Here is a 26,196-nt window from a genome sequence, read left to right as displayed (position 1 = left end):
GTTGCAAGTTTAGCGGTTTGAGCTCTCAAAAATACATTATAACACTTGAATTATATTAAAAAGTATTTTTTTTAGTTTATAATTCCGTGAGGTTCATATATTTGCGATCGCACAAAATAAAATTTGCTGAGCACTTATCATTATGACATTTTTATCCAAAAGAATCAACAATCTATCTGAGTCGCAGACCATTAAAATGGCGAAACTTGGTAGAGAGCTATCCGCAAAAGGGATTGACGTTATCAACCTGAGTTTTGGTGAACCAGACTTCTTTACACCGGCATTTGTAAAGGAAGCAGCCAAAACTGCAGTAGACGAAAATTACTCTTATTACACTCCGGTTTCAGGATATCCTGACTTGAGAAAGGCAGTTGCAGAAAAACTTCAAAGAGAAAATAATTTGTCTTACAGCTTTGATCAGATCGTTGTTTCCACCGGTGCCAAGCAATCTCTTGCTAATGCAGTTCTTTGTTTGGTAAACCCTGGTGATGAGGTGATTGTACCCACTCCTTATTGGGTATCTTACTCTGAAATGATTAAACTTGCTGAAGGCGAGTCGGTATTTATCAATGCGACTGTTGAAAATAACTTTAAAATTACTGCAGCGGAATTAGAAGCAGCTATAACTCCTAAAACTAAGTTGTTCATGTTTTCTTCACCATGCAATCCAACTGGATCAGTATACAGTAAGGAAGAACTGGCGGCATTAGTAACTGTTTTTGAAAAGCATCCAAACATTTATATCATTTCTGATGAGATTTATGAGCACATCAACTTTGTAGGCAAACATGCCTCTATTGCTGAGTTTGCCTCGGTTAAAGACAGGGTTATCTTAATTAATGGTTTCTCTAAGTCCTACGCGATGACAGGATGGAGAGTGGGTTACATGGCTGCTAATAAGGAAATAGCAAATGCGTGTGATAAGCTACAGGGACAAATCACCTCAGGCACCTCATCAATCGCACAGCGTGCAGCACTTGAAGCCTATCATGGCGGTCTAGCAACCGTTAATGAGATGGTTGCTGAATTCAAAAAACGCAGGGACATTGTTTACGCTTTATTATCTGAAATACCTGGTGTAAATGTAAACTTACCTGATGGTGCGTTTTACTTTTTCCCTGAAATCAAAGCTTACTTCGGCAAAAAAGACGGAGAAAACGTAATTAGTAATGCTGAAGATTTATCTCTTTACTTGTTGAATGAGGCACATGTTTCAACTGTTACAGGTGAAGCATTTGGAAATGAAGATTGTATCAGAATTTCCTATGCTGCTTCAGAAGATCAGCTGAGAAAAGCAGTTTCGCAAATTAAAGCTGCATTAGCTAAACTGAGCTAATATATAAATTCATAAAAAAAAGGGGGCTTTTGCAAAAGCCCCTTTTTTTATGAATGAGATTATTAAGATCTAATGGCTTCCACAGGATCTAACCTGGAGGCAGAAAATGCAGGCCAGAAGCCTGAGATTGTACCTATTGCCACGGATATACTCACTCCTAATACTACATTTTTGAAGAATAATATCATTTCAAAACCTCCTGCTGTTAATCCAAGGGTTAATAGATAAACCAATAACAGACCAAAAGCACCGCCCATTAAACACAAAGCGATGGCTTCAAACAGAAACTGCAATAAAATAAAATAATTTTTAGCACCAAGCGATTTTTGAATGCCTATAATATTTGTCCTTTCTTTTACAGAAACGAACATGATGTTTGCGATTCCAAAACCACCTACCAAAATAGAGAAACCACCAATGATCCATCCAGCTATATCCACTGCGCCAAACATCACATCGAGCTGATTTGAGGCAATAGTACTCTTGTTCAACGCAAAATCTTCCTCTGCGCCAGGTCTTATACGCCTGATCGACCGCATAGACCCGCGTATTTCACTCTCAATCTCATCCAAATCGATATGTTCATAGCCTCTTACAGTGATAGTTGGATCGTATCTTTCACTCTCCACATCCATAATCCCCTTAGCAAAGTTAAGCGGCATAACAATATTTTTATCCTGAGACATACCCATCATATCCTCTCCTTCTTTCTTAAAGACACCAACAACTGTCAGCTTTCGGCCCATGACAACAATAGTTTTACCTACGGCATCATTACCATCAAAAAGACCTTCAGCAACTTCAGCACCTACAAGCACAACTGGAGACCCTGCTCTGCCTTCATTCTCCGTAAAATATCGGCCATCCTGGAAATCAAGATTCCAAGTTTTATTAAAGTCTTGTGATGCAGCCCGGATACCAACGCCCTCAACAGAATTACTTCTATACTTAACTGTCCTGGAATTGGCTGATATTTCATAAGAAACTCCTTGGGCATATTCAAGTCTATCTTTTAAAAGTTGATAATCTCTTAACGAGGGTTCTGGTCTATTCACATACTTCCACCATGGATAATCCCCAAAACCGCCCCAAGGCCATTTTTGTACAAAAACAGTTTTTGAACCCAGTTTATCTATACTCTCCTGGAGTTTACTCCTAAGTGTATCTACAGCCGAGAATACAAAAATGATGGTAAAAATTCCAATGGTAATCCCTAGAAGAGAAAGGATGGTACGCATTTTATTCTGGCGCAGTGCATCAGCTGCAAACCTAAAACTTTCGCCTATTAGTCTGAAAATAATCATAATTAAACTTTAGACCAAAAGTACCCAAAAAGGTTACAGAATAGCTATTATATATTCTGAAAGATACAATTGAAGACGGCCAAACGATAACCCTAATAAATTTATACAAAAAGAGGATAATAATTAGTAAATTTGCGCCCTTAATTATCACATCGAAAAATATGAAGTTATCTCAATTTAAGTTTAATTTACCTGAGTCTTTAGTTGCCAACACTCCTTCAGAACAACGAGATGAAGCCCGTTTAATGGTTCTGCATAAAGACAGCGGCAAGATCGAACATAAAATATTCAAGGATGTTTTAAGTTATTTTGATGATAAAGACGTCATGATTTTGAACAACACGAAAGTTTTTCCTGCACGTCTTTATGGCAATAAAGAAAAAACTGGTGCCACAATAGAAGTATTCCTGTTACGTGAATTAAATAAAGAGCTCCGCTTATGGGATGTTCTTGTCGATCCTGCACGTAAAATCCGCGTTGGTAATAAATTATATTTCGGAGACGACGACCTACTGGTAGCTGAAGTAGTGGATAACACTACCTCACGTGGCCGAACTATCCGATTCCTATTTGATGGTACTGACGAAGAGTTCAGAAAGAACATTGAAATACTTGGAGAAACACCTCTTCCAAAATACATCAAGAGAAAAGCAACTGCCCAAGACAAAGAGCGTTATCAAACCATTTTTGCAAAGCATGAAGGTGCTGTAGCCGCTCCTACAGCTGGCTTACACTTTAGCAGGGAGTTGATGAAACGCCTGGAGTTAAAGGGTATTAACTTTGCTGAAGTGACCTTGCACGTAGGTTTAGGTACTTTCAGGTCTGTAGAAGTTGAAGATCTTACCAAGCACAAGATGGATTCTGAGCAATTCATCATCGAGCAAAAAGATGCAGATATCGTGAATAAAGCTATTGAAGAAAAGAGAAAGATATGTGCAGTTGGTACTACTTCAATGCGTGCTATAGAATCAGCAGTTTCGTCTAACAGATTGTTAAAGCCTGCTAATGATTGGACAAGCAAGTTCATATTCCCACCATACGATTTTAGTATCGCAAATTCAATGATCACTAACTTCCATACTCCAGAATCCACATTGCTGATGATGGTAAGCGCTTTTGGTGGTTTTGATTATGTTAGAAACGCTTATGAAGTAGCTTTGAAAGAAAAATATCGCTTCTATAGCTACGGCGATGCGATGTTGATTATCTAAATCCAGTAATGAATTTCTATGCCATTGTAGTTGCTGGCGGGTCTGGGAATAGGATGAATAGTGCTATTCCCAAACAATTTTTACTTCTGGAAGGCAAACCTGTTTTGATGCATACCCTATGTGCGTTTCATCAATGTGTCCTAAATCCTGAAATCATCTTGGTTTTAAATCATGAGATGCAGGAGAAATGGAAGTCCTTGTGCGAAGAATTTGGATTTGATATCCCTCATAGAGTTGTAGCCGGAGGCGAGCAACGTTTCTATTCGGTCAAAAATGGTCTTTCAGAAATTACCGGAGATGGTATAGTTGCTATACATGACGCAGTTAGACCACTTATATCTCCTTCCTTAATAACTCAGTCGTTTAAGGAAGCAGAAGAAAAAGGAAATTGTGTAACTGGCGTAACTCCCACTGATTCGGTAAGAAGAATTATTGATGAATCTGTTACTCAGGCGTTGGACAGAAGCGAGTTGATACTGATACAAACTCCACAAACTTTTGATTTAAGAATTATAAGGGAAGCGTATAACTCAACATATGTAGACTCTTATACAGATGATGCAAGCGTGGTCGAAAGTATAGGCATAAAGATCAACGTGATCCCCGGGGATAGGGAAAACATTAAAATAACTTACCCTGAAGATATTGATATAGCAACAATCTTTATGAAAAAAAAACGCTCCAGTTAACCTGAAGCGTTTTTTTTATTTCAGACAGTAATTAAGCTGCTCGATTGATCACCTTTAAGATGATGGCGATTACTGCAATAACCAACAAGATATGAATAAGGCCCCCAACATTTGGTCCGAAGCCCTGGAAGAAAAAGCCGATGATCCAAAGGATAACAAGTACTACGGCAACAAGATAAAGTAAATTTCCCATAACGTTTAATTTTTAGATTGTTGTTCTTTTTTAGATAGTTGAGGAAGTAAACACTTCCATGACAATTCATAAACAATCATCGTTCCAAAAATTAAAAAGGCCACAAGATATGTGGCCTTAGTTAAATAGTTTAATATTCATCTTCATTAAAGAAGAAATCATCTTTAGTTGGATAATCGGGCCAAATCTCCTCAATAGTCTCATAAGGTTCACCATCATCCTCAAGGGCTTGCAGGTTCTCAATAACTTCAACTGGAGCACCCGATCTGATGCCATAATCAATCAATTCGTCTTTTGTTGCAGGCCATGGGGCATCTTCTAAATGCGATGCAAGTTCTAAAGTCCAATACATATTTTTATATTATTAAGTTCTAATTTAATTCCGCAAAAGTATATTAAAAAATGCGAGCAAAACAAACTTTTTTTTCCACTATTTTAAACCCGTGGTAACCAGATATTTTCAGCAACACCAGCGTCTAAATTTAGACTTCTGGATAACACAAATAAATAGTCACTCAGGCGATTCAGGTAGATGGTAATTTTTTCATCTATTTCACTTTCTGATGCAAGATGGAAAACCAGTCGCTCAGCGCGACGGCAGACACATCTGGCTACATGACAATAAGATACAATGGTGTTTCCTCCCGGCAGGATGAAATGCCTAAGCTCGGGCAATAATTCATTCATTATGTCCATTTCTCGCTCTAACAGGAGAATATCTTCATTTTTAAGGTCAGGTATTTTCATCCTCGACTTTTCCTGGTCGGTAGCTAGGTAGGCGCCAACTGTGAATAACCTATCCTGAATCTCCTTTAAAATCTCCTGGTAATGCGAATTGATAGGCTGGCAGGTGATAAGTCCTATATAAGAATTCAGTTCGTCAACTGTACCATAACACTCAATACGAAGATCGTATTTTGGAACTCTTGTTCCACCTATTAATGAAGTGAGTCCTTTATCTCCTGTTTTGGTATAAATCTTCATGAAAAATTCGCTACCCTATTTTCTCAAAATCGCTGCCGCGTTTTTCTAAATTAGAAAGTCTTGGTGAAACAGTTTTTATATCTGTATTAACGTAATCCTTCTCTATAAGACCATCTCGCATACGAACAATACGGTGTGCGTGCTGTGCGATGTCCTCCTCGTGGGTCACAAGTATGATAGTATTCCCTTTGCTATGAATTTCCTCTAACAGGCCCATAATCTCGATCGACGTTTTGGTATCTAGGTTACCGGTGGGCTCATCGGCCAGGATGATTGATGGATTATTGATAAGCGCACGAGCAACTGCAACACGCTGGCGTTGTCCGCCTGAAAGCTCATTTGGCTTGTGTGTAACACGATTACCCAGACCTACATTTTCCAAAGCTTTTTGAGCTCTTGTGTCGCGTTCCTTTTTGTTTGCACCTGCATATATTAATGGTAAGGCAACATTATCTAAAGAGGTTGACCTTGGCAATAGATTAAATGTTTGAAAAACAAATCCAATTTCTTTGTTCCTCACTTCAGCAAGTTCATTATCTGTCATTTGGCTCACGTTAATGCCATTCAGCACATAATCTCCTTTGCTTGGTGTATCAAGGCAACCCAAAATGTTCATGAGCGTCGATTTACCAGAACCTGAAGGACCCATCAAAGCAACAAATTCACCTTTAAAAATATCTAACGACACCGATTTTAGCGCATGTATTACTTCTGAACCAATTACATATTTACGGCCTATATCTTTGATATTTATTAGTGCTTTTTCCATTGCTTTTTATTTTTAGACGGACTTATTACCCCCAATGTTACAGATGCGAACAACTATTCAATGCTTAGCTATTTTTCAATAATTTTCGGAACTAAGAAAAAGCGCTCGTTATGCTTGCTTGCATTCTTTAACCCATCCTCAACAGAAATTTCCTGCTTTACAGTATCTTCCCGCCAAACATTTTCTTCAGCATTCATATAAACGAGCGGTTTTACACCTGTAGTGTCCAACTCATTAAGCTGTTCCATAAAGGTGAGTATTTTATTCATATCGGCAATCAATGTATCTGCATCGTTATCATTGATCTCAATTCTGGCCAGATTAGCTACCTTATCAATAGTTTGCTTATTTATGATCATGGAACTTCTTATTTATAATAGCAAAGATACGGTCTTTGAGGACATCTGAATCCTCTGGCGTCAAATTGGAGGTTAAAATGGGTGCATGGACATATATATGGCAAATACCTGGCCGTGTTCCATATTTAGCACCATCATCCCACATTTTTTTCCAGACGTCTGTCAACGTCACTGCTACCAGGGGAACCTTCGTATCAATAGCCAATCGAAAAGGTCCGTTTTTAAAAGGTAGCAATTGTGGTGGATATTGCTCATCATCAATTTTACCTTCAGGGAAAATCATTAAACTCATACCTTTCGCTAAATTTTCTGCAACTTTTTTAAATGCACGAAATGACGATATTTTGCTGTCTCGGTTTACTGGCACATCAATCGTTTTAAAGAAGAGCTTTAAAACAGGATTATTCAACAACTCATCTTTGCCTAAAAAATGAAACTTCCCCTTACCAAGAACACAAAAAATCATGATATCCAGGTTGGACGTATGATTTCCACAAAAAACATATGTCTGGCCCTTTTTCAATGGTACTTCAAATTCAAATTTAAAAATAACTCCAATTAGTAATGCACATATAAAGCTATGTAGCTTCCTGGAATAGTTGAGTAATAAATAAAGTCTTTCAGTTCTTGTAAACAGATAATAAAAAGGGTAAAAGAGAAAAGAAAGTGTAAATATTACTATAATGGAATAGAACCAATGAGCACGTCTTAGAAATTTGATCATGAATCCAATATTACAAAAATTGCAATTATAACCGATCAAATTATTGCTTTTTTATTAATTTCGGCCTCATGAAAGAAACAGTAGTTAGTGGGATTCGTCCAACGGGTAAGTTGCATCTGGGGAATTATTTTGGTGCAGTTACTAATTTTGTCAAAATGCAATATGATTACAATTGTTTCTTTTTTATCGCCGATCTCCATTCACTAACTACTCATCCAACTCCACAAGATCTACATGGATATGTTAAGCATGTCCTGGTTGAATATCTCGCTTGCGGGATCAACCCGGAGGAAACAACCATATATATTCAGTCGGATGTGCCAGAAGTTGCAGAACTCTATCTTTACCTAAACATGAATGCGTATTTAGGTGAATTAGAAAGGAGCACGTCTTTTAAAGACAAAATCAGATCGCAACCAGATAATGTGAATGCAGGACTACTTACTTATCCAGCCCTAATGGCCGCTGATATTCTGATTCACCGCGCTGTAAAAGTACCAGTTGGTAAAGATCAGGAACAACACTTGGAAATGACCCGTACATTTGGAAACCGCTTCAACAGGCTTTATAATTCTGACTATTTCCCTGAACCTTTTGCTTTCAATTATGCTGAAAATCTTGTAAAAGTTCCCGGACTCGACGGAAAAGGAAAAATGAGCAAATCTGACGGTGATGGAAACTGCATATACCTGGCAGACAGTCCTGAAATTATCCGTAAAAAATTGGCAAGGGCCGTTACTGATGGTGGTCCAACCGTAGAGAACCAACAAAAACCAGAGGCGATCCAAAACTTGTTCGACTTAATGAAGATTGTTTCACCTGCAGATACCGTCGCTCATTTTGACAACCTATATAACAATGTTGCCATACGTTATGGCGATTTTAAGAAACAGATTGCAGAAGATATGATCATTTTTAACTCGCCAATTCGGGAGCGAATTGAAGAACTCTCAAAAGACAGCGGATATTTGCGTAAAGTTGCTGAACAAGGCGCAGTGAAAGCCAGAGAAAGTGCTCAAAAGACCATCAAAGAAGTAAGATCTCTGATAGGTTTTAAATCTTTTTAAGATTTAAAGTAATTTAACTATCTTATCACACCTCGTCAACGGTTTTAATCTGCCATAGATTGGCAATAAATCAAAAAAAGTAACATATTAATATGCATATAGCAATAGTTGGAAACATAGGCGCTGGAAAAACCACTCTCACCGGTTTACTCGCAAAGCATTACAATTGGGAAGCTTTGTATGAAGCGGTAGATAATAATCCGTACCTGGAAGATTTTTACAGTGATATGAAAAGGTGGAGTTTCAACCTCCAGATCTACTTTTTAAACAGTCGTTTCCAGCAAATTGTTGACATACAAAACTTTAACAGAAATGTAATTCAAGACAGAACGATCTATGAAGATGCCCATATTTTTGCAGACAACCTGCACGAAATGGGGCTAATGACCAGCCGAGATCATCAGAATTACAAAGCAATATTTGCAAACATTACATCATTTATTAAACCGCCGGATCTTTTGGTTTACCTGCGGGCATCAGTTCCTACCCTTGTCAATAATATACAAAGACGGGGAAGGGAATACGAAGCCGGTATTAGAATTGATTACCTGTCAAAGCTGAATGAAAAATATGAGGCTTGGATAAAGGACTATAAATTAGGCAATCTTCTTATTCTGGATAAAGATAAACTAGACTTCACCAATTCTCCGGAAGATCTTGGTACAATTATACAGGCTATAGAAGCAGAAATCAATGGCTTATTCTAATATGAGGATAGTTGGCATCATACCATCCAGATTTGCATCAACAAGGTTTCCCGGAAAACCTCTGGTTAAAATACATGGTAAAAGTATGATCAGACGCGTGTATGAGCAAGCTAGTTCCGCTATCTCTTTAACAGATGTCATAGTCGCAACAGATGATGAACGTATAGCGGAAGAAGTAAATCACTTTGGAGGAAAATTTGTGATGACGAATTCCAATCACGTCAGCGGGACAGATCGTTGTGCAGAGGTTATCAGCAATATGAGCGGCATTGATGCAGTCATTAATATACAGGGTGATGAACCTTATATCGATCCAGAGCAAATTGATTTACTTGCATCTTGTTTCGAAGATCAATTTGTTAAACTGGCAACACTAATCAAGAAAATCAATATACCAGCGGATCTTTTCAATCCAAATATTCCAAAAGTAGTTGTGAATTCTAAAATGGAGGCCATTTATTTTAGTCGCCAAACTATCCCCTATTTAAGAAACCTAGCTCCCGAAGAGTGGCTCCTTAACTCAGATTTCTATAAACATATTGGTATATATGGATATACCGTCGAAGCTTTGAAAGAGATCACAAAACTGGCCCCATCCAAGTTGGAAAGCGTTGAAAATCTGGAACAGTTGAGGTGGATTGAAAATGGCTACCATATCCAAACAAGAATAACTGAATTAGAAACCATTGCAATAGATACCCCTGAAGATTTAAAAAAGATTAACGAAATTTTGTGAGAACAGCTTCTTTGATACTTTGTGCATTTCTATTTTTAACTGCTTCCTGTAACCGGGCCAAGCAAGTAAATGTTCATGCAGCCGGTTTTACTAAGACAATCGTTAAAAACTTTAGTGATTCCCTAAACCTAGATACTTTCAAGGTTACCCTGCAAGGAAGAGAGATTAAAGATCAACTCATCCATTTCACCATAACCAATTCAAGGGGCTTACTAATTTATAATCTTGATATTAATGCCAAAGACCTTTTCAATAACTACCACGCTACCGTAGATCTTAAGAAAGAACAGAAAAAGGCAGAATTTATCAATACCGAACTGGAGCGCTTTCTGGACGAAGAGAATTTTATGGAGCCCGCAGTAACAGAAACTGAAATGGCAGATAAAAATGTTCCAGACCAAGCTTTTTATGACGAGCTTAAGATGACTGGTTTAAATGGATTTGCTTACAGACTTGGCCCGGAACAAAAGATATATATAGGCTGGTCGGCCAAGGAAAACAAAGTTAAGGTCTATTACAATTGCTGCAAAAAGTAGAAACTTAGATATTTGCCATCACTATTTTCAAAAATAACATTCGTTCAAGGCATTGCTAAAACGTATTAATGAAGGCCAAAACGAAAAAATGAAAAAAATATTATGATAATTATAATATTTGTGTTATGTTTATATAATGAAAGGCGCTCAAAATTACTAGTTGATCACCCTTTACCGAAATTAGATATTCTAACCAAATATATTTCTAGAAGTGCCCGGATTTTCCGGGCATTTTTTTTTGCCCTTACCTGATTTCCCTATCCAATCTGGGTTAAGTCAGCTGCAGATATTTCAGCCCCTGTTTGATAACTTTTTAAGCTATAAGCCCTTACAACATATGCCGCAACAATCATTATTAATTCCGGTAATTGGTTTTATTTACTAACTTTGTATCCCGTACAAAAACATTAAAGCAGGCCAAAAACATTGCTTTAATATCACAAATTTACAAACATGACTAAGTATATTTTTGTTACGGGCGGTGTTACTTCCTCTTTAGGAAAGGGCATCATATCCGCTTCATTAGCTAAACTCTTACAGGCACGGGGTTACAGTGTAACCATTCAAAAATTCGATCCATATATCAATATCGATCCAGGCACGTTGAACCCTTACGAGCACGGAGAATGCTATGTTACCGAAGATGGTGCAGAAACAGATCTGGATCTTGGTCATTACGAGCGTTTCCTAAATGTTCCTACTTCACAAGCAAACAACATCACCACTGGCCGCATCTATCAAAACGTGATCAATAAAGAAAGAATGGGCGAATACCTGGGTAAAACCGTACAGGTAGTTCCGCACATTACTGATGAGATCAAAAGGAACATGCGTATTCTTGGCGAGAGCGGCAAATATGATATCGTGATCACTGAATTAGGTGGCACTGTAGGTGATATTGAATCTTTACCATTTATTGAGGCCGTTAGGCAGTTTAAATGGGAAGAAGGTGCAAATAACGCAATCGTTATCCACCTTACCCTTGTACCCTATCTGGCCGCCGCGGGTGAGCTTAAAACGAAACCAACACAACATTCTGTAAAAGCATTATTGGAATACGGAATACAACCAGATATCCTTGTTTGCCGTACGGAACACCACATCAATCAAGATATCCGAAAGAAGATTGCGCTGTTCTGTAATGTAAACGTGAATGCGGTTATCGAGTCTATTGATGCATCTACCATTTACGACGTGCCTTTGTTGATGATGAAAGAACAGTTGGACAAAACTGTACTTAGCAAATTAAAACTTGCGCAGAAGAATGAACCAGATATGGAAAGTTGGAAGGATTTCCTTGGTCGACTAAAAAATCCAATTTCTGAAGTTGTAATTGGTGTGGTTGGTAAATATGTAGAATTACCTGATGCGTACAAGTCCATCACAGAATCATTTGTACATGCAGGAGCAAGGAATGAATGCAAAGTAAGAGTTGAATATATCCATTCTGAAGGTGTCTATCCTGATAACGCCCGGGAAAAACTAGGTCACCTAGATGCATTACTGGTCGCACCGGGTTTTGGCAGCAGGGGTATCGAAGGTAAAATTGACTCCATTAAATATGTCAGAGAAAACAATGTACCATTTTTTGGTATCTGTTTAGGTATGCAATGTGCCGTTATTGAATATGGGCGTAATGTACTTGGATTAAAAAATGCCAATACAACTGAGATAGATGATCAAACCGAGAATCCTGTAATCAACATGATGGAAGAGCAAAAAAGCATTACCAGTAAAGGTGGCACTATGCGTTTAGGTGCGTATGACTGCGATCTGAAAAAAGGTTCCAAAGCATTTGCGGCATATGGTAAGTCTCACATCACGGAACGACACAGGCATCGTTACGAATTTAACAATAGCTACCTTAAACAGTATGAAGAAGCGGGCATGATCGCTTCAGGAATTAATCCTGAAAGCAAACTGGTAGAAATTGTAGAGCTTAAAAATCACCCTTTCTTTGTTGGTGGACAGTTTCATCCGGAATTAAAATCAACAGTTGCTAATCCTCACCCACTTTTTGTTAAATTTGTCGCCGCTGCGGTAGAGTTTGCGAAGAAAAAAATAAAATAATACGCGTTTAATTAACAATAATGGATAGAAATACGTTTACGGGATTATTCCTGATCATGATCGTTCTGGCTGGTTCCTTCTACTTTTTTAAGCCTAGTGAGGCAGACATCAAGAAAGAAAAAGAAAGAATCGCTGCAGATTCAATACAAAAATCTGCAGGTGCTGCAAAACAAACTCCCCTTCCAACTGCTGCCGCTCCAGTAGCAGCATTGGATTCCGCTACGCTAAGTGGCCCTTTTGGTAAAAGCATCTCCGGCACTGAGGCGATTTCTGTATTGGAAAATCAAAACCTTAAATTGACGTTTACCAATAAAGGTGGTAGAATTTTGTCAGCTGAAGTTAAGGGTGAAAAAACCTTCGAGGGAAAACCGGTAGTATTGTTTTCTGGTGATCAAAATAAATTTGGACTTAACCTGAATATTGGTGGTAAAATTGTCAATACCAATGACCTGTACTTTACAGCAACTTCCAGCCCTTCTACAATAAGTATGCGCGCCAATTATTTAGCAGACAAATACATAGAATTTATTTATGATCTGAAACCCAACAGTAATAATGTTGGCATGAATATCAATTTAAACGGTTTAAATCAAGTAATTCAGGGCAATACCATTAATTTAAACTGGGAAACTACTTTAGTTCAACAGGAAAAAGATGTGGCAAATGAACAACGTTATTCTGCACCTTATTACAAATATCTAGATAAAAACCCTGATCATTTAAGTGTAGCAAAAGACCAGAAGGAAGAATTAAAAGAAGGAAAAATAGAATGGTTCTCCTTCAAACAGCATTTCTTTTCGGCAGTTCTAATACCGGCTGTACCTTTCGAAAAAGGGGATTTGGAAATAAAAGTAAGTACTCAGCCAGGTCAAATCAAATGGTACTCTGCAAATATGCAACTTCAATTTAACCAACTTGCACAACAGAGTTACGCCATGAACTTTTATTTTGGCACCAATAAATTTTCCACCCTTAAGGCACAAGGTCATGAGATAGAAAAGCAAGTTGATATGGGTTATTGGCCCCTGAAGTACATTAACCGATTCGTCGTATTGCCAGTATTTAACTGGTTGGAAAGTTTCGGATGGGGATATGGTTTAATTATATTAATACTCACAGTAGCGCTTAAAGTTGCTATGTCTCCTCTTACCTATAAATCATATGTATCTATGGCCAAGATGAGAATTCTTAAGCCCGAAATGGATGTGATTAAAGCTAAGGTTGGTGAAGACAACCCTACCCTGTTACAACAAGAATACCTAAAACTTTATAAGCAAGTTGGGGTTAACCCATTGGGTGGCTGTTTACCGATGTTACTTCAATTGCCTTTTGTAATGGCATTCTTCTTCTTCTTCCCCAATTTATTTGAGCTTAGGGGTCAAAGTTTCCTTTGGATGCATGATTTGTCTACGTATGACGAATTTATCAAATTTGGCGTTAAGCTTCCGTTTATCGGAAACCACTTGAGCTTAATGTGTATTCTCATGACAATCTCTACATTGATCTATACGTATTTTAATAATCAGATTTCTGGAGCAACAGGGCAAATGAAGTATATTGGTTATATCATGCCAATTGTGTTCCTCGGGGTATTGAACAGCTATCCATCAGGACTAAACTATTATTATTTCCTGGCCAACATGCTTACTTTTGCGCAACAGTTTTTAATTAAATCGATGGTGGACGACGATAAGATCCACAGAACTTTGCAAGAGAATAAGACAAAGCCGGTTGAGCAGAAAAAGAAATCCAAATTCCAAGCTAGACTAGATGATTATATGCGCCAGCAAAATCAGCTAAAACAGAAAAAAGATAATTAGATAAAAAGGCATCCTTCGGATGCCTTTTTTATTGCATCTTTATTTATAGTTTGCCTTGTCTACAAATAGCTTGTTTTACAAGGCCTACCATCCTACTTTTCCATATGATCCTTTAAGGCTTTTTGTAAAAAAAGCCATACAAAGTATATTCCGCCATTTTTTTTTGCAATTTTTATAACATCTCGATTAACCACCACGTTTTTAGAACTTCATATGCAAAAACAATTCACATTAGCACTTTTGTTATTTACAGGTATTGCTTACGGTCAGAAAAAACCCATAGACCATACCGTTTACGATTCCTGGGAATCGATTTCATCAAAAAAACTTTCTAATAATGGAGTATGGTCCGCATTTACCGTCAGTCAGCAAGAAGGGGATGGTGTGCTCTATATCAACAATCTTGTAACAAATACCAAACTAAAGATTAACCGTGGAGAAAGCTTCTTTTTTAGCCCAGATTCAAAATATTTTGCATTCGCCATTAAACCTATCTATTCCGAAACGAGGCTTGCAAAAATTAAGAAGAAGAAGGCAGATGAAATGACCAAAGATAGCTTAGGTATTTTAAACCTCACAACCATGGCGGTTACTAAGATACCGAGGGTTAAATCTTTTAAATTCCCTCAAAACGCAACATCATTCATTGCCTACCAACTAGAAAAACCCTTAGATACTGCAAAAAAAAGTTCAGCCACTTCTCCATCCGGCATTAAGAAAGATGCTTCGGACGTATTAGCAGATGATGATGCCAACGCGACTTCAAATAAAGAAGGAACCGATCTTATTGTTAAAAATCTGGCAATTGGAACAGAAAAGGCATTTAAATTTGTTTCAGAGTACGCCTTTAGCAAAGACGGAAAGCAACTTGCTCTAGCTTGTACCGGATCTAAAAAAGACAAAGCCGCTCCTAATGGAGTTTACTTATATAACACTGAAAAAGGAATAGTCAAAACGCTTGTTGGTGCTAAAGGTAATTATAAAACTTTTGCTTTTAACGACGATAGTGAAGCAATTGCGTTCTTAGGAGAACAAAGTCCTGAGAAAACCGAAATCAAAGAATACGCAATTTATTACAATTCCCTTTCCCTTGACACAGCTCAAATTCTGGTAGACAACGCAGTTAAAGGAATGCCTTCTAAATGGTCGGTAAGTGGTGACGCAAAGTTGACCTTTAGCAAAGACGGTAGAAAGCTTTTTTTCGGCATTGCTCCTACTAAGAAACCTAAAGACACTACTTTGGTAGACTTCGAAAATGCAAAATTAGACGTTTGGGGTTATAAAGATGATTACTTGCAGCCTATGCAATTGAAAAATGCCGAAAGAGAATTGAAAAAAAATTACTTAACCTCTATAGAAATATTCAACAGTGACGTCAAAATTGTTCCTCTAACCGACCAAAAACTACCAGAGGCGACATTGGTTAATGAAGGTAATGCAGATTTTGTGTTGGCTACAACGGATTATGGAAACAGGATTGCATCGCAGTGGACTGCAGGAACCTTAAAGGATTACTATCTGGTGGATACCAAAACAGGTATTAGAAAAAAAATATTGGAGTCGCTTGCTGGCGATGCAATGCCATCTCCCTCAGGGAAATATGTGCTTTATTTTGAAAAAGGGACAGGCAACTGGTTTACATATACGGTTGCATCTGGAAAAAAGACGCAATTAAATGTGGGCATGACCGTCAAATTGGTTGATGAAGAAAATGATGTGCCAGATAATCCTACACCTTATGGTTCAGCGGCATGGACAGAAGATGATAAGACCGTACTATTGTATGATCGGTATGACATTTGGGAGTTCTCTCCAGAAGGCAAAAATGCACCAAAAAATATTACAAATGGATTTGGCAGGTTAAGCAAAATCACTTTCCGATACGATCAGTTAGATCCTGAAAGTAGATTTTTAGATAAAAAGCAAGTGGTATGGCTAGATGCATTCAATAACCAAACTAAAGAAACTGGCTTCTATCGTAAAAATATTGGAGACAATAAAAGCCCGGAACTAGTGGTAATGGGGAAATACAAATATACCGGACTAACGAAAGCAAAGGATGCTGAGCGATACCTATATGAAAAAGCTAGTTATGTAAACTCACCAAATGTATATGCTTCAGTAGATTTGCAAACAGAAGCTAAATTGAGTAATACCAATCCTCAACAACAAAACTATAATTGGGGTACCGCAGAATTGGTAAAGTGGACTACGCCGAAAGGCTTTAATTCTGAAGGCATCCTTTACAAACCTGAAAATTTTGATCCTGCTAAGAAGTACCCAATGATCGTTTATTTCTACGAAAAGCTATCAGACGGTTTATACAATTATCAACCTCCTGCCCCTACACCATCACGACTTAACATACCTTATTTCGTAAGCAATGGCTATCTGGTTTTCGCACCAGATATCAGTTATGAAATTGGATATCCAGGAAGATCTGCTGAAGAGTTCATCAATTCCGGAGTAGAGTCACTGAAGAAAAATGCCTGGGTAGATGGCACAAAGATTGGCATACAAGGACAAAGTTGGGGAGGTTACCAGGTAGCTCACCTAATAACACGCACTAACATGTATGCTGCTGCCTGGGCTGGTGCGCCAGTTGTAAACATGACTTCAGCCTACGGCGGAATACGATGGGAATCTGGCATGAACAGGCAATTTCAATATGAAAAAACTCAGAGTAGAATTGGGGCTACGTTATGGGATAAGCCAGAATTATACATAGAAAATTCGCCATTATTCTCTTTGCCTAAAGTAAGTACACCGGTAGTCATCATGTCTAATGACGCAGATGGAGCCGTGCCATGGTATCAGGGAATAGAGATGTTTACTGGCTTAAAGCGTCTTGGAAAGCCTGTTTGGCTTTTAAATTACAATAATGAAGCGCACAACTTAGTACTTCGCCAGAATAGGAAGGATATACAAATCAGAGAGCAGCAGTTTTTTGACTATTACCTTAAAGGGGCGAAAGCACCTGTATGGATGGTTAGCGGAATTCCAGCAGTAGATAAAGGAAGAACCTGGGGATTTGAGCTGACAGACGAAAAGCCTTAAGATGGAAATATCAGCCTTAATTAATAGCTACTATGATTTTGAAGAAACTGAGGTAAAGAACAGGTTTTTAAAACATCATAGGCTGTTAAAAATTATTGAACGCCTTCCACGTGGAAGCTTCAATGTAGAACAAGTGGGCGTATCAGAAGAAGGCAGAACCCTTAATCTCATAACCTGGGGTAATGGCCCCGCTAAGATATTTTTATGGAGTCAAATGCATGGTGATGAAGCAACGGGCACTATGGCTTTGTTGGATTTATTCAATTTTCTACAACACCAGCAATATGAGAATTTCACAAGATTAATAAAGCAGAATTGCACACTCTATTTGTTACCGATGGTCAACCCGGATGGTGCGGAAAGATTTACTCGAAGGAACGCAAAACAGATAGATATAAATCGTGATTTTTTACAGACCTCAAGCGCCGAAGCCAAAGTTCTTAAATTGTTAAGAGACAAATTACAACCCCACTTTGGATTTAATTTACATGACCAAGATACTTTGTGGAGTGTAGCCGGAACGCTTAAACCAGCTACGCTCTCCTATTTGGCACCATCTTACAACGCTAGCTTAGCTATCAATGACAACCGATTAGCTGCAATGTTAGTCATAGCAGATATCTATAAATTTTTAGCGCCCTTATTGCCCGGACAAATTGGTTTATTTAAAGACGAATATGAACCGAGAGCCTTTGGCGATAATTTTCAATTGGCAGGTACTTCAACCATCTTAATTGAAGCTGGTGGATTTCAACAAGATTATGAAAAACAAACGATTAGAAAGTATTATTTTCTATCTGTCATTTCGGGAATATGGTCCATTGCTACAGCTTCTTATAAGGATAGAACTGTGGCTTCGTATTTTGACATACCGAAAAACGAGAAGCAAATTTTCCATATTCTGCTAAACAACGTAATAGTTGATGGTGTGAAAACTAGCGTTGGCTTAAATTATGAAATAACGTATCAACAAGAAATGGAACGATCAGTGCATAAGTATTTTGTAAAGGACATAGGCGATTTAAGTTACTGTATGGGCTATCAAACTTATAATTGCGATGAAATGAATTTTGAAGGAAATATTGTGTTTGAACAACAAGCAAACCTTAAATTAACTGTCGATAATAAAATTATTTTAGCGATCTCCAACGGATTATTGACCTAAAAGCTTTAATTTGAACCAAAAAAACAAAGCAGATGGCATTAAGTAGAATTTGGTCGGCCTTTATTATTGTTGCCATTGCTGTGGCATGCATAAAATGCTTTTTCTTTGGCCAAACCGACATTTTCAACTGGATGGTTATCGGTAAATCAGATGATCCGGCGAACCCGTTGAAGTTAGATGGCATTATTGAAACCTGCTGGATTGCTGTAGATCTTTGTATTAAATTAGTTGGAACATTGGCCCTTTTTATGGGTTTGATGAGCATTGCCGAAAAAGCGGGCGGTATTCGATTATTGTCCAGAATAGTTGGCCCATTTTTCTCAAAATTATTTCCCGAAATTCCAAAAGGGCATCCATCAATGGGGCACATGATCATGAATTTTTCGGCTAATTTACTTGGATTGGATAATGCGGCCACTCCTTTTGGGATTAAAGCCATGCAGAGCTTACAAGAGCTGAACCCAAATAAAGACACTGCTAGTAATTCTCAAATTATGTTCCTGTGCCTTCATGCAGCAGGCCTTTGCCTAATTCCTGTCAGTGTAATTGCGATTAGGTCTGCGCAAAATGCATCAGACCCAACAAATATTTTCATTCCCTGCTTAATCGTAACTTTTGTTGGTACTATGGCAGCCATGTTTATTGTTTCATTTAAACAGAAAATAAACCTTCTGCAACCTGTTATCATTACATGGATACTCAGCTTATCAGCAATCATCGCTCTGTTGGTTTGGCATGTACATCAATTAGATGCAACTGGAATTAAATCTTTTTCTGGTATTTTAAGTAGCGGAATTATATTGCTCATTTTTTTACTCATTGTGATCGGTGCGCTTTATAAAAAAATAGATGTGTTTGATGCCTTTGTTGATGGTGCAAAAGGTGGATTTGAAACCGCACTTAAAATCATTCCCTATTTAGTAGGTATTTTAGTAGCAGTATGCATGTTGAGAACCAGTGGAACTTTTGATGTAGTGATGATGGGCATTAAATATGTATTCCAATTGTTTGGTGCAGATACCAGATTTGTAGACGCACTACCGACAGCTTTAATCCGTCCTTTAAGTGGCGGTGCAGCTAGGGGCATGATGGTTAGCACTATGATTACTTCTGGAAAGGATTCATTTGCCAGCAATTTATCTGGAATATTTCAAGGGGCATCCGACACTACATTCTATGTTGTGGCAGTATATTTTGGAGCAGTAAACATCAAGAATACCCGTTACGCAATTGGGGCAATGCTCCTCGCAGACCTGGTAGGCGTTTGTACAGCGATAGCACTTTCTTATTTGTTCTTCGGATAACTAGCCGAAAGCAGATTCTTTATTAATCGATAGCTCACTAATTATTCTTTGCAGAACAGTCGGTTCTACCGCTACATTTCTAGAGCTTCTCCAGGTAGATGTTGCATCAATCCAAACACAGAATGAGTGGTATCCATCAACAATAACAGCATAGGTTTCATGGAAATCATCTTGAATTCTCATACAAAAGCCCTTAATAGGCTTACCCTGAATATCAAATTGGAAATTTAGGCAGTCACTTAACATAATAAATTTGGTTAGTAATGATTTAACAAAACTCCATATAAAATGTTTTGTTAAAGTTAAGCGTATAATAAATTATGATGCAGGGCTGAATTGTATACAGATTTATTCAAAAATAGTCAAATTAGTACAATTGCATTTTAGGCAGCAAATTGGGCATTAACCTTTTTAATTAGAATATCGATATCAAAAGGCTTTGCTAGAAAATCGTTTGGAGAGCCTTTTTCGGTCAAAATGTTATGCAGGTTGTGGCTTGCTGATATCATTACAATTGGAATATCACTCAGCAACTTATCCGCTTTTATGGCCTTGCAAATGTCTCTGCCATCGATTCCACCAAGCATTACGTCTAATAGAATTAAGTCTGGCCTAGATAAAGATATTGTTTTTAGAACGTCACGACCGTTAGTTAGCGTTGAAACTTCGTAACCTTCGTCTTCTAAAATTATCTTAATAATGTCAACTATATCGTTGTCATCGTCTACAGCTAATATCCTTCTCGACATTTATTCATTGCTTTTGTATGTATGATAGTTGGCATAACAGCCATAAATATGCCAAAATTAGGATTTTTCAAAAAATTAGTTAAATACTAAATTTATTAGCATATTTACAAAGCAAATTTAAAGCGCAAATATGTTGTATGCAGTTGTAGATATTGAAACTACGGGAGGCTTTGCATCAGGAAACGGTATAACAGAAATCTCTATCCTGGTACACGATGGCACGAGTGTAATTGAAAAGTTTGAAACCCTTATTAATCCACGGCAATTTATACCCGAACACATTGAAGCATTAACCGGTATTAGTAATGAAATGGTAGAGAATGCTCCACTATTTAGTGAGGTGGCAGCGCATATTTATGAAACACTACACGATAAGATATTTGTCGCTCATAATGTTAATTTCGACTTTTCGTTCATACGACATCAATTACAGCAATGTAATTATGAATTGCAATGCAAGAAACTTTGTACAGTTCGTCTGAGCAGAAAAATATTACCAGGTCACAGATCGTATAGTCTAGGTAAGTTATGTGGCGATTTAAAAATAAATATCAGTAACAGACATCGTGCGGGTGGAGATGCACAAGCAACTGCCCAATTATTAACGCTCCTTATCAACGCTGATACAGAGAACCATATTCAAACATCTTTAGGAAAACTATCTAAAGAGCATGTACTTCCTCCAAACCTCCAAAAAACTGAAGTTGACAAACTTCCATTATCTGCTGGGGTTTACTATTTTAAAAATCAGAAAGGCAAAGTCATATACGTTGGAAAGGCTAAAAACCTACGTAAGAGGGTTTCTACCCATTTTATCGGAAATAATGCCGGAAGACAACGTCAGAATTTTTTGAAAGATATCCACAACATCGACTTTGAGGTTTGCGGCACGGAATTGATGGCTTTTATATTGGAGGCTTCTGAGATTAGAAGATTGTGGCCAGAAAATAACCGTGCATTGAAGAATTTTCAGCAGAAATATGCATTATATTCATTTGAAGACCAAAATGGCTATTTGCGTTTAGGAATTGATAAGTTTAAAAAACATGCTCAGCCATTATACAGCTTCGATACAATTTTAGAAGGGCATAATCTTTTAAAAATACTGATCAAAGAACATACGCTTTGCGAAAAGCTTTGTTTTGTGCAAACAAACAGAAGCGCTTGTACCGGGCACGATATGGGAACTTGCAGTGGTGCCTGTATATCCAAAGAATCTGCGGCAGCATATAATGTAAGGGTCAAATATGCGGTAAGTGCGTTGAAAGTTATGCTTCCTTCCTTTGCTGTGATCGATAAAGGAAGGAATGATGAAGAACAAAGCTGTCTTTTAGTAGAAAATGGAATATTCTATGGCATGGGATACGTTTCTAACTTTAGTGATTTGAAAGAGTCAAACTTATTAAAATCATCATTACAGCCCTATCAGTCAAATGATTATATATTACACATGATTAGTTCATATGTGGAACGGTTTCCTGACAAAAAAATTTCCATTTAAGATTTGTGCATTTACATCGTAAATTCTATATTTGCGGCTTCTGTAACAGGAATTGCATCCATAGCTCAGCTGGATAGAGCACCGGTTTTCTAAACCGTAGGTCATAGGTTCGAATCCTATTGGGTGTACAGAGATTTATCTCTAAACTAAAGGCGACGTTGCTCCAGACGTCGCTTTTTTTGTTTCCATGAATATTATGAAAACAAAAAAGGTCTCTAGTATAGCTAAAGACCTTCTATCAAATATCAAAACTTGTTATGCCGTATGTTTGTACTGTTGTGCATACATCTTAAGGTTGCCTTTTAAAACCTGTCTTGCCATATGTATCCGCGTTTTCACTGTGCCAATCGGTATATTCAATTCAACAGCAATTTCATGGTATTTATAGCCCTCAAAATATCTTAGAAAAGGTATTGCATATACAGGTTCCAGTACAGACAAAGCTTTATTGATATCTTCCATCACAAACTTATTTTCTCCAAGATTGCCAGAAGCACTGTTTTTAAGTTGAGCCGAACTGAGTTCTTCACTGGTATCCATAATACTGTTCTTTCTACTTACTTTTCTGTAGCTATTTATAAAAGTATTCCTCATTATTGTATAAAGCCAGCCTTTCAAATTAGTACCTTCTTTATACAAATTACTGTAACGAATAGCTTTGATCATGGTGTCCTGCACCAAGTCGTTGGCATCTTCGAGGTCATTGGTAAACTTTTTAGCGAACAGATCAAGGGCACTCTTGTGATCGCAGATTTCACGGTTTAATGCAACGTTGTTCATGATATTACAGGGTTAGAGGTTCGGTTTGATCAAATCAAATCCTGTACCATCACCTACCACATCAAAAATCTTAAGAATAATGCGTAATTAAACAGACTCAGAAACGTATTAACACCTAAAGGTTGTTAGTTATACTAAGAAATATGCTGCTCCACCCTGCTCGCAAAATCATTCAGATCAAAGGGTTTGTTTATAAAATCTTCAGCCTTACATTTGGCCTTTACAGAACTGATGTGATTATTCGCCGACATCATCATTACGGGAATGTTATAAGTCCTGGCATTTTGCTTTAACTGGTTACAGATATCTAATCCATTGCCATCTGGAAGCATTATATCCAAAATGATCATGTCTGGAAGGCTAATCCCCATTTCCCGCCAAAAGTTTTTAGTATTGGAACATGCTTTTACTTCGTAAAAATCCTCAGTTAACAAATACTCTATAACATCCCTTATATATGGGTTGTCTTCTACTACATAGATGCACTTTTTCATAAGCTCATATCTAAATATATTGAGAAAACCCATTTGATAACCAGATGTTTAAATCATTTATTCACATCAAGATAGTTATTAACCTAAAGCTCTACAACAGCTCCGCTTTTTACAGATTCATCACAGGCAAAAGCTATCCTCAGACTGTTAATCGCATCAATAGTAGGATTTGATAAGTCAATATCCTCACGGATGGCTTTTAGAAAAAAGCGTTGTTCCCGGTTGCACAATTCTTGATGATCTGGTTCATCTGTAAGATCTATCCAGGTGTCTTTCTTGGCAAATGCCCCTTCCGCGGTAAGATCTGCATGATGGACCTTTAGCGATTCTGTTTTTGTATGCGCATCAATTTCATCAGATTTCCCAGCTTTGCTGGCTTCTTTAGCAACGATTGAAACTGATCCATTCGGACCAAATACATCTTTTATAAAAAATGCCGTCTCACTTACCATTGGCCCCCACCCGGCTTCGTACCAACCAACTGAGCCATCGTCAAAACGAATTTGAAGTTGACCATAATTATAATTCCATTCAGGTATTTCTTCTGTGAGCTTTGCACCTATCGCATAAACCTGGGTTGGCTTAGACCTGGTCATCTGGCACATTACGTCAATATAATGCACAGCACAATCCACGATCGGACTTAAACTATTCATTAGATTTTTATGTACTATCCATTTGGCTCCACTACTTTGCTGATTTAAATTCATGCGCATCACAAGTGGCTTACCCATTTCCTGTGCAACGGAAATAAACCGTTCCCATGATGGGTGGTATCTCAATATATAGCCGATAAGCAGTTTTTTACCAGAAAGATCGGCTGCATCTGCCACACGTTGGGCACCCTCTACGGTATCAGCCAATGGCTTTTCGATAAAAACATGGCAGCCTGCTTGAAAAGCTTTCATGGCATATTGCTCATGTGTATCTGGGTAGGTTGAAATACAAACTGCGTCTGGCTTGGTTTGCTCCAAAGCTGCATAAAAATCATCAAACAAATTATAACCACCGCCAAGCTTCTCATTTAATACAACTTTACTTTTACCGGTTGATACTAGTCCGCATATTTCGAAGCCTTGCAGCGTATGGTAGGCAGTTGCGTGCGAAGAACCCATGTTTCCGCACCCAACTACTAATACACGTAGGTTATTGTTATTTAAAGACATATTTTCTTGTTGGTTAAACACCAAGGCTCCAGCCTTTTCTATATTCTCGTTTTACAAATTGATTAACATCATCAAAGTTGGTTACTTTCATGCTTTGCTTATCCCATAACATTTTCATATCTCTCCCAGGGTAGCTGATCCCGCCGTCGGCATTTCTTCTTTGCACATCTGTTCCTCTAATGGACAAGTTGGCAATAAGCAAAGTCTCCGTAAGAGGACCTGCGGTTTCAAAAGGCGAACTTAAACGCATTTTACCATAACCTGCAATAGCAGCTTCAGCAAATTGTGCATAGTGACCATCTTCCTCTCCTGGTACTCTGGCGATAGTTATTTTTGTTTTATCAGTTTCATTTCGAGATAGTGGTAAAAGCTTCGGATTTTTACCATAAGTTTCACATATCATTTTTCCCTTGCTGCCTACAAACAATACTCCATTGTCGCCAAATCTCTCGTTTGCTCCAAGCTCTTCCGGCCGCTCCGGCTTAATGCCGCCATCCATCCAATGAATCTGTATATCATCTTTCGACTTACCTGTCTTGTTGAAAGTCATGATCACATGGCTTGACGGAGGACAACTTTCCGGAAAATATCCTCGTCTAAATTCATCCACATAAACAGAACCAACGCTGCATTCCACACTCACTGGTGTATCTAGCCCAAGCACTCTGAAAGGTGGTTCCACAAGGTGACAACCCATATCTCCAATGGCACCTGTACCATAATCCCACCATCCGCGCCAATTAAATGGAATCATCTTATCGATGTAGTCTTTATAAGGCGCGGAGCCTAACCAAAGGTCCCAATCCAGTTCTTTTGGAACTGCAGCTTTAGCGGTTGGCCAGGCAATTCCCTGCGGCCATACTGGGCGGTCGGTCCAGCAATAAACGGTATGCACTTTTCCAATTCTTCCAGCATCATACCATTCTTGCAATCTTCTTACGCCGTCGCCCGAAGCACCTTGGTTCCCCATCTGCGTTACAACTTTATAACGCTGCGCAGCCTCCGTTAGCATACGGGCTTCATATATATCGTGTGTTAATGGCTTTTGTACATACACATGTTTACCAAGCTGCATGGCCGCCATGGCAATCTGGGCATGTGTATGATCTGGTGTCGATACACTTACCGCATCTATGTTCTTACCTTCCTTGTCAAGCAGTTCCCGATAATCTTTATAATACTTTGCTCTCGGGAAATTTCTAATGGAAGTTGCTGCTCTTCTATCATCTACATCACAGAGAAAAGCAACGTCTGTTTTACCGCCTTTGACAATATTAGCAATATCACTCTCGCCTTTTCCTCCTGCTCCTATACCTGCTAAGAGTAGCCGATCACTAGGCGCCAAAAATCCTTTCCCACCCAATACATGCCTTGGTACAATCATAAACCCTGCCGCGGCCAATGCTGTGGTTTTTATAAAATTTCTTCTCGATCGCTCTGATGATGAATTCACTTTATCTTCAGTCATTATTATC

At 38.1% G+C, this 26,196-nt stretch carries 26 protein-coding genes and 1 tRNA gene; 14 read left to right on the top strand and 13 right to left on the bottom strand.

The window, feature by feature from the left end; genetic code table 11:
• The first annotated feature begins 142 nt into the window (after positions 1-142).
• The gene (locus tag ACXZ1K_RS12265) at positions 143-1,336 is read left to right on the top strand and encodes a pyridoxal phosphate-dependent aminotransferase (RefSeq protein ID WP_458969954.1); all 1,194 of its coding nucleotides are present in this window, start codon (positions 143-145) and stop codon (positions 1,334-1,336) included.
• 62 nt (positions 1,337-1,398) lie between these two features.
• On the opposite strand, the gene ACXZ1K_RS12260 is transcribed toward ACXZ1K_RS12265, so the two are convergent.
• Complete coding sequence (locus tag ACXZ1K_RS12260) at positions 1,399-2,640, bottom strand: ABC transporter permease (RefSeq protein ID WP_458969953.1); 1,242 nt, start codon at positions 2,638-2,640, stop codon at positions 1,399-1,401.
• A gap of 161 nt (positions 2,641-2,801) precedes the next feature.
• On the opposite strand from ACXZ1K_RS12260, the gene queA reads away from it, so the two are divergent.
• Positions 2,802-3,851 (top strand): tRNA preQ1(34) S-adenosylmethionine ribosyltransferase-isomerase QueA, encoded by a 1,050-nt coding sequence (gene queA / locus ACXZ1K_RS12255; RefSeq protein ID WP_458969952.1) that lies wholly within the window; start codon positions 2,802-2,804, stop codon positions 3,849-3,851.
• 8 nt (positions 3,852-3,859) lie between these two features.
• Entirely contained in the window at positions 3,860-4,540 is a 681-nt protein-coding gene (locus ACXZ1K_RS12250) for a 2-C-methyl-D-erythritol 4-phosphate cytidylyltransferase (protein WP_458969951.1), read from the top strand.
• Between the two features lie 31 nt (positions 4,541-4,571).
• Here the strand turns inward: ACXZ1K_RS12250 and ACXZ1K_RS12245 are convergent, their stop codons facing one another.
• The 6 genes from ACXZ1K_RS12245 to ACXZ1K_RS12220 all read right to left on the bottom strand — a co-directional run bounded on the left by ACXZ1K_RS12245 (position 4,572) and on the right by ACXZ1K_RS12220 (position 7,569).
• A complete protein-coding gene (locus ACXZ1K_RS12245; protein ID WP_316789259.1) occupies positions 4,572-4,733 on the bottom strand; it encodes a lmo0937 family membrane protein in 162 nt (53 codons plus the stop codon).
• A gap of 130 nt (positions 4,734-4,863) precedes the next feature.
• A complete protein-coding gene (locus ACXZ1K_RS12240) occupies positions 4,864-5,085 on the bottom strand; it encodes a DUF2795 domain-containing protein (RefSeq protein ID WP_008240955.1) in 222 nt (73 codons plus the stop codon).
• A gap of 83 nt (positions 5,086-5,168) precedes the next feature.
• Positions 5,169-5,717, bottom strand: coding sequence for a cob(I)yrinic acid a,c-diamide adenosyltransferase (locus ACXZ1K_RS12235; RefSeq protein ID WP_458969950.1), 549 nt, complete (start codon positions 5,715-5,717; stop codon positions 5,169-5,171).
• A gap of 10 nt (positions 5,718-5,727) precedes the next feature.
• Entirely contained in the window at positions 5,728-6,486 is a 759-nt protein-coding gene (locus tag ACXZ1K_RS12230; RefSeq protein ID WP_458969949.1) for an ABC transporter ATP-binding protein, read from the bottom strand.
• A 68-nt stretch (positions 6,487-6,554) separates the two neighbouring features.
• Positions 6,555-6,845, bottom strand: a complete 291-nt coding sequence (gene gatC, locus ACXZ1K_RS12225) for an Asp-tRNA(Asn)/Glu-tRNA(Gln) amidotransferase subunit GatC (protein ID WP_458969948.1) — start codon at positions 6,843-6,845, stop codon at positions 6,555-6,557.
• Entirely contained in the window at positions 6,832-7,569 is a 738-nt protein-coding gene (locus ACXZ1K_RS12220) for a lysophospholipid acyltransferase family protein (RefSeq protein ID WP_458969947.1), read from the bottom strand. The genes gatC and ACXZ1K_RS12220 overlap by 14 nt, the downstream gene beginning before the upstream one ends.
• A 68-nt stretch (positions 7,570-7,637) precedes the next feature.
• On the opposite strand from ACXZ1K_RS12220, the gene trpS reads away from it, so the two are divergent.
• The 9 genes from trpS to ACXZ1K_RS12175 all read left to right on the top strand — a co-directional run bounded on the left by trpS (position 7,638) and on the right by ACXZ1K_RS12175 (position 20,031).
• A complete protein-coding gene (gene trpS, locus ACXZ1K_RS12215) occupies positions 7,638-8,636 on the top strand; it encodes a tryptophan--tRNA ligase (RefSeq protein WP_458969946.1) in 999 nt (332 codons plus the stop codon).
• A 92-nt stretch (positions 8,637-8,728) separates the two neighbouring features.
• Positions 8,729-9,343, top strand: a complete 615-nt coding sequence (locus ACXZ1K_RS12210) for a deoxynucleoside kinase (RefSeq protein ID WP_458969945.1) — start codon at positions 8,729-8,731, stop codon at positions 9,341-9,343.
• Position 9,344: 1 nt separating this feature from the next.
• Complete coding sequence (gene kdsB / locus ACXZ1K_RS12205) at positions 9,345-10,079, top strand: 3-deoxy-manno-octulosonate cytidylyltransferase (RefSeq protein WP_458973251.1); 735 nt, start codon at positions 9,345-9,347, stop codon at positions 10,077-10,079.
• Positions 10,076-10,615: a hypothetical protein gene (locus ACXZ1K_RS12200; protein ID WP_458969944.1), complete on the top strand. Its 540-nt coding sequence runs from the start codon at positions 10,076-10,078 to the stop codon at positions 10,613-10,615. The genes kdsB and ACXZ1K_RS12200 overlap by 4 nt, the downstream gene beginning before the upstream one ends.
• Before the next feature lie 453 nt (positions 10,616-11,068).
• Positions 11,069-12,685 (top strand): CTP synthase, encoded by a 1,617-nt coding sequence (locus tag ACXZ1K_RS12195; RefSeq protein ID WP_458969943.1) that lies wholly within the window; start codon positions 11,069-11,071, stop codon positions 12,683-12,685.
• A 20-nt stretch (positions 12,686-12,705) separates the two neighbouring features.
• Positions 12,706-14,505 (top strand): membrane protein insertase YidC, encoded by a 1,800-nt coding sequence (gene yidC, locus ACXZ1K_RS12190; RefSeq protein ID WP_458969942.1) that lies wholly within the window; start codon positions 12,706-12,708, stop codon positions 14,503-14,505.
• Positions 14,506-14,718: 213 nt separating this feature from the next.
• The gene (locus ACXZ1K_RS12185; protein ID WP_458969941.1) at positions 14,719-17,562 is read left to right on the top strand and encodes a S9 family peptidase; all 2,844 of its coding nucleotides are present in this window, start codon (positions 14,719-14,721) and stop codon (positions 17,560-17,562) included.
• 1 nt (position 17,563) lies between these two features.
• The gene (locus ACXZ1K_RS12180) at positions 17,564-18,727 is read left to right on the top strand and encodes a M14 family zinc carboxypeptidase (protein WP_458969940.1); all 1,164 of its coding nucleotides are present in this window, start codon (positions 17,564-17,566) and stop codon (positions 18,725-18,727) included.
• Between the two features lie 32 nt (positions 18,728-18,759).
• Positions 18,760-20,031 (top strand): nucleoside recognition domain-containing protein, encoded by a 1,272-nt coding sequence (locus tag ACXZ1K_RS12175; RefSeq protein ID WP_458969939.1) that lies wholly within the window; start codon positions 18,760-18,762, stop codon positions 20,029-20,031.
• Here ACXZ1K_RS12175 and ACXZ1K_RS12170 read toward each other — a convergent pair whose 3' ends face one another.
• Positions 20,032-20,214 (bottom strand): hypothetical protein, encoded by a 183-nt coding sequence (locus ACXZ1K_RS12170; RefSeq protein WP_458969938.1) that lies wholly within the window; start codon positions 20,212-20,214, stop codon positions 20,032-20,034. It lies immediately after the preceding gene.
• Positions 20,215-20,414: 200 nt separating this feature from the next.
• Positions 20,415-20,780, bottom strand: coding sequence for a response regulator (locus ACXZ1K_RS12165; RefSeq protein WP_458969937.1), 366 nt, complete (start codon positions 20,778-20,780; stop codon positions 20,415-20,417).
• 130 nt (positions 20,781-20,910) lie between these two features.
• Between ACXZ1K_RS12165 and ACXZ1K_RS12160 the strand changes: the two genes are divergently transcribed.
• Both ACXZ1K_RS12160 and ACXZ1K_RS12155 read left to right on the top strand, forming a co-directional pair.
• Positions 20,911-22,281, top strand: coding sequence for an exonuclease domain-containing protein (locus ACXZ1K_RS12160; protein WP_458969936.1), 1,371 nt, complete (start codon positions 20,911-20,913; stop codon positions 22,279-22,281).
• Positions 22,282-22,335: 54 nt separating this feature from the next.
• Positions 22,336-22,409: transfer RNA gene (locus ACXZ1K_RS12155), tRNA-Arg, on the top strand.
• Positions 22,410-22,536: 127 nt separating this feature from the next.
• Here ACXZ1K_RS12155 and ACXZ1K_RS12150 read toward each other — a convergent pair.
• The 4 genes from ACXZ1K_RS12150 to ACXZ1K_RS12135 form a co-directional block, all read right to left on the bottom strand.
• Positions 22,537-23,061, bottom strand: coding sequence for a sigma-70 family RNA polymerase sigma factor (locus ACXZ1K_RS12150; RefSeq protein WP_458969935.1), 525 nt, complete (start codon positions 23,059-23,061; stop codon positions 22,537-22,539).
• A 134-nt stretch (positions 23,062-23,195) separates the two neighbouring features.
• Positions 23,196-23,555, bottom strand: a complete 360-nt coding sequence (locus ACXZ1K_RS12145; RefSeq protein WP_458969934.1) for a response regulator transcription factor — start codon at positions 23,553-23,555, stop codon at positions 23,196-23,198.
• 83 nt (positions 23,556-23,638) lie between these two features.
• Positions 23,639-24,721 (bottom strand): Gfo/Idh/MocA family protein, encoded by a 1,083-nt coding sequence (locus ACXZ1K_RS12140; RefSeq protein ID WP_458969933.1) that lies wholly within the window; start codon positions 24,719-24,721, stop codon positions 23,639-23,641.
• A gap of 13 nt (positions 24,722-24,734) precedes the next feature.
• Positions 24,735-26,189, bottom strand: coding sequence for a Gfo/Idh/MocA family protein (locus ACXZ1K_RS12135; protein ID WP_458969932.1), 1,455 nt, complete (start codon positions 26,187-26,189; stop codon positions 24,735-24,737).
• Positions 26,190-26,196: the final 7 nt, after the last annotated feature.

It is taken from the genome of Pedobacter jaeyakensis (assembly GCF_054461315.1).
The sequence above is the reverse complement of the archived record's forward strand: the minus strand, read 5'-3'. Positions and strand labels throughout refer to the sequence as shown.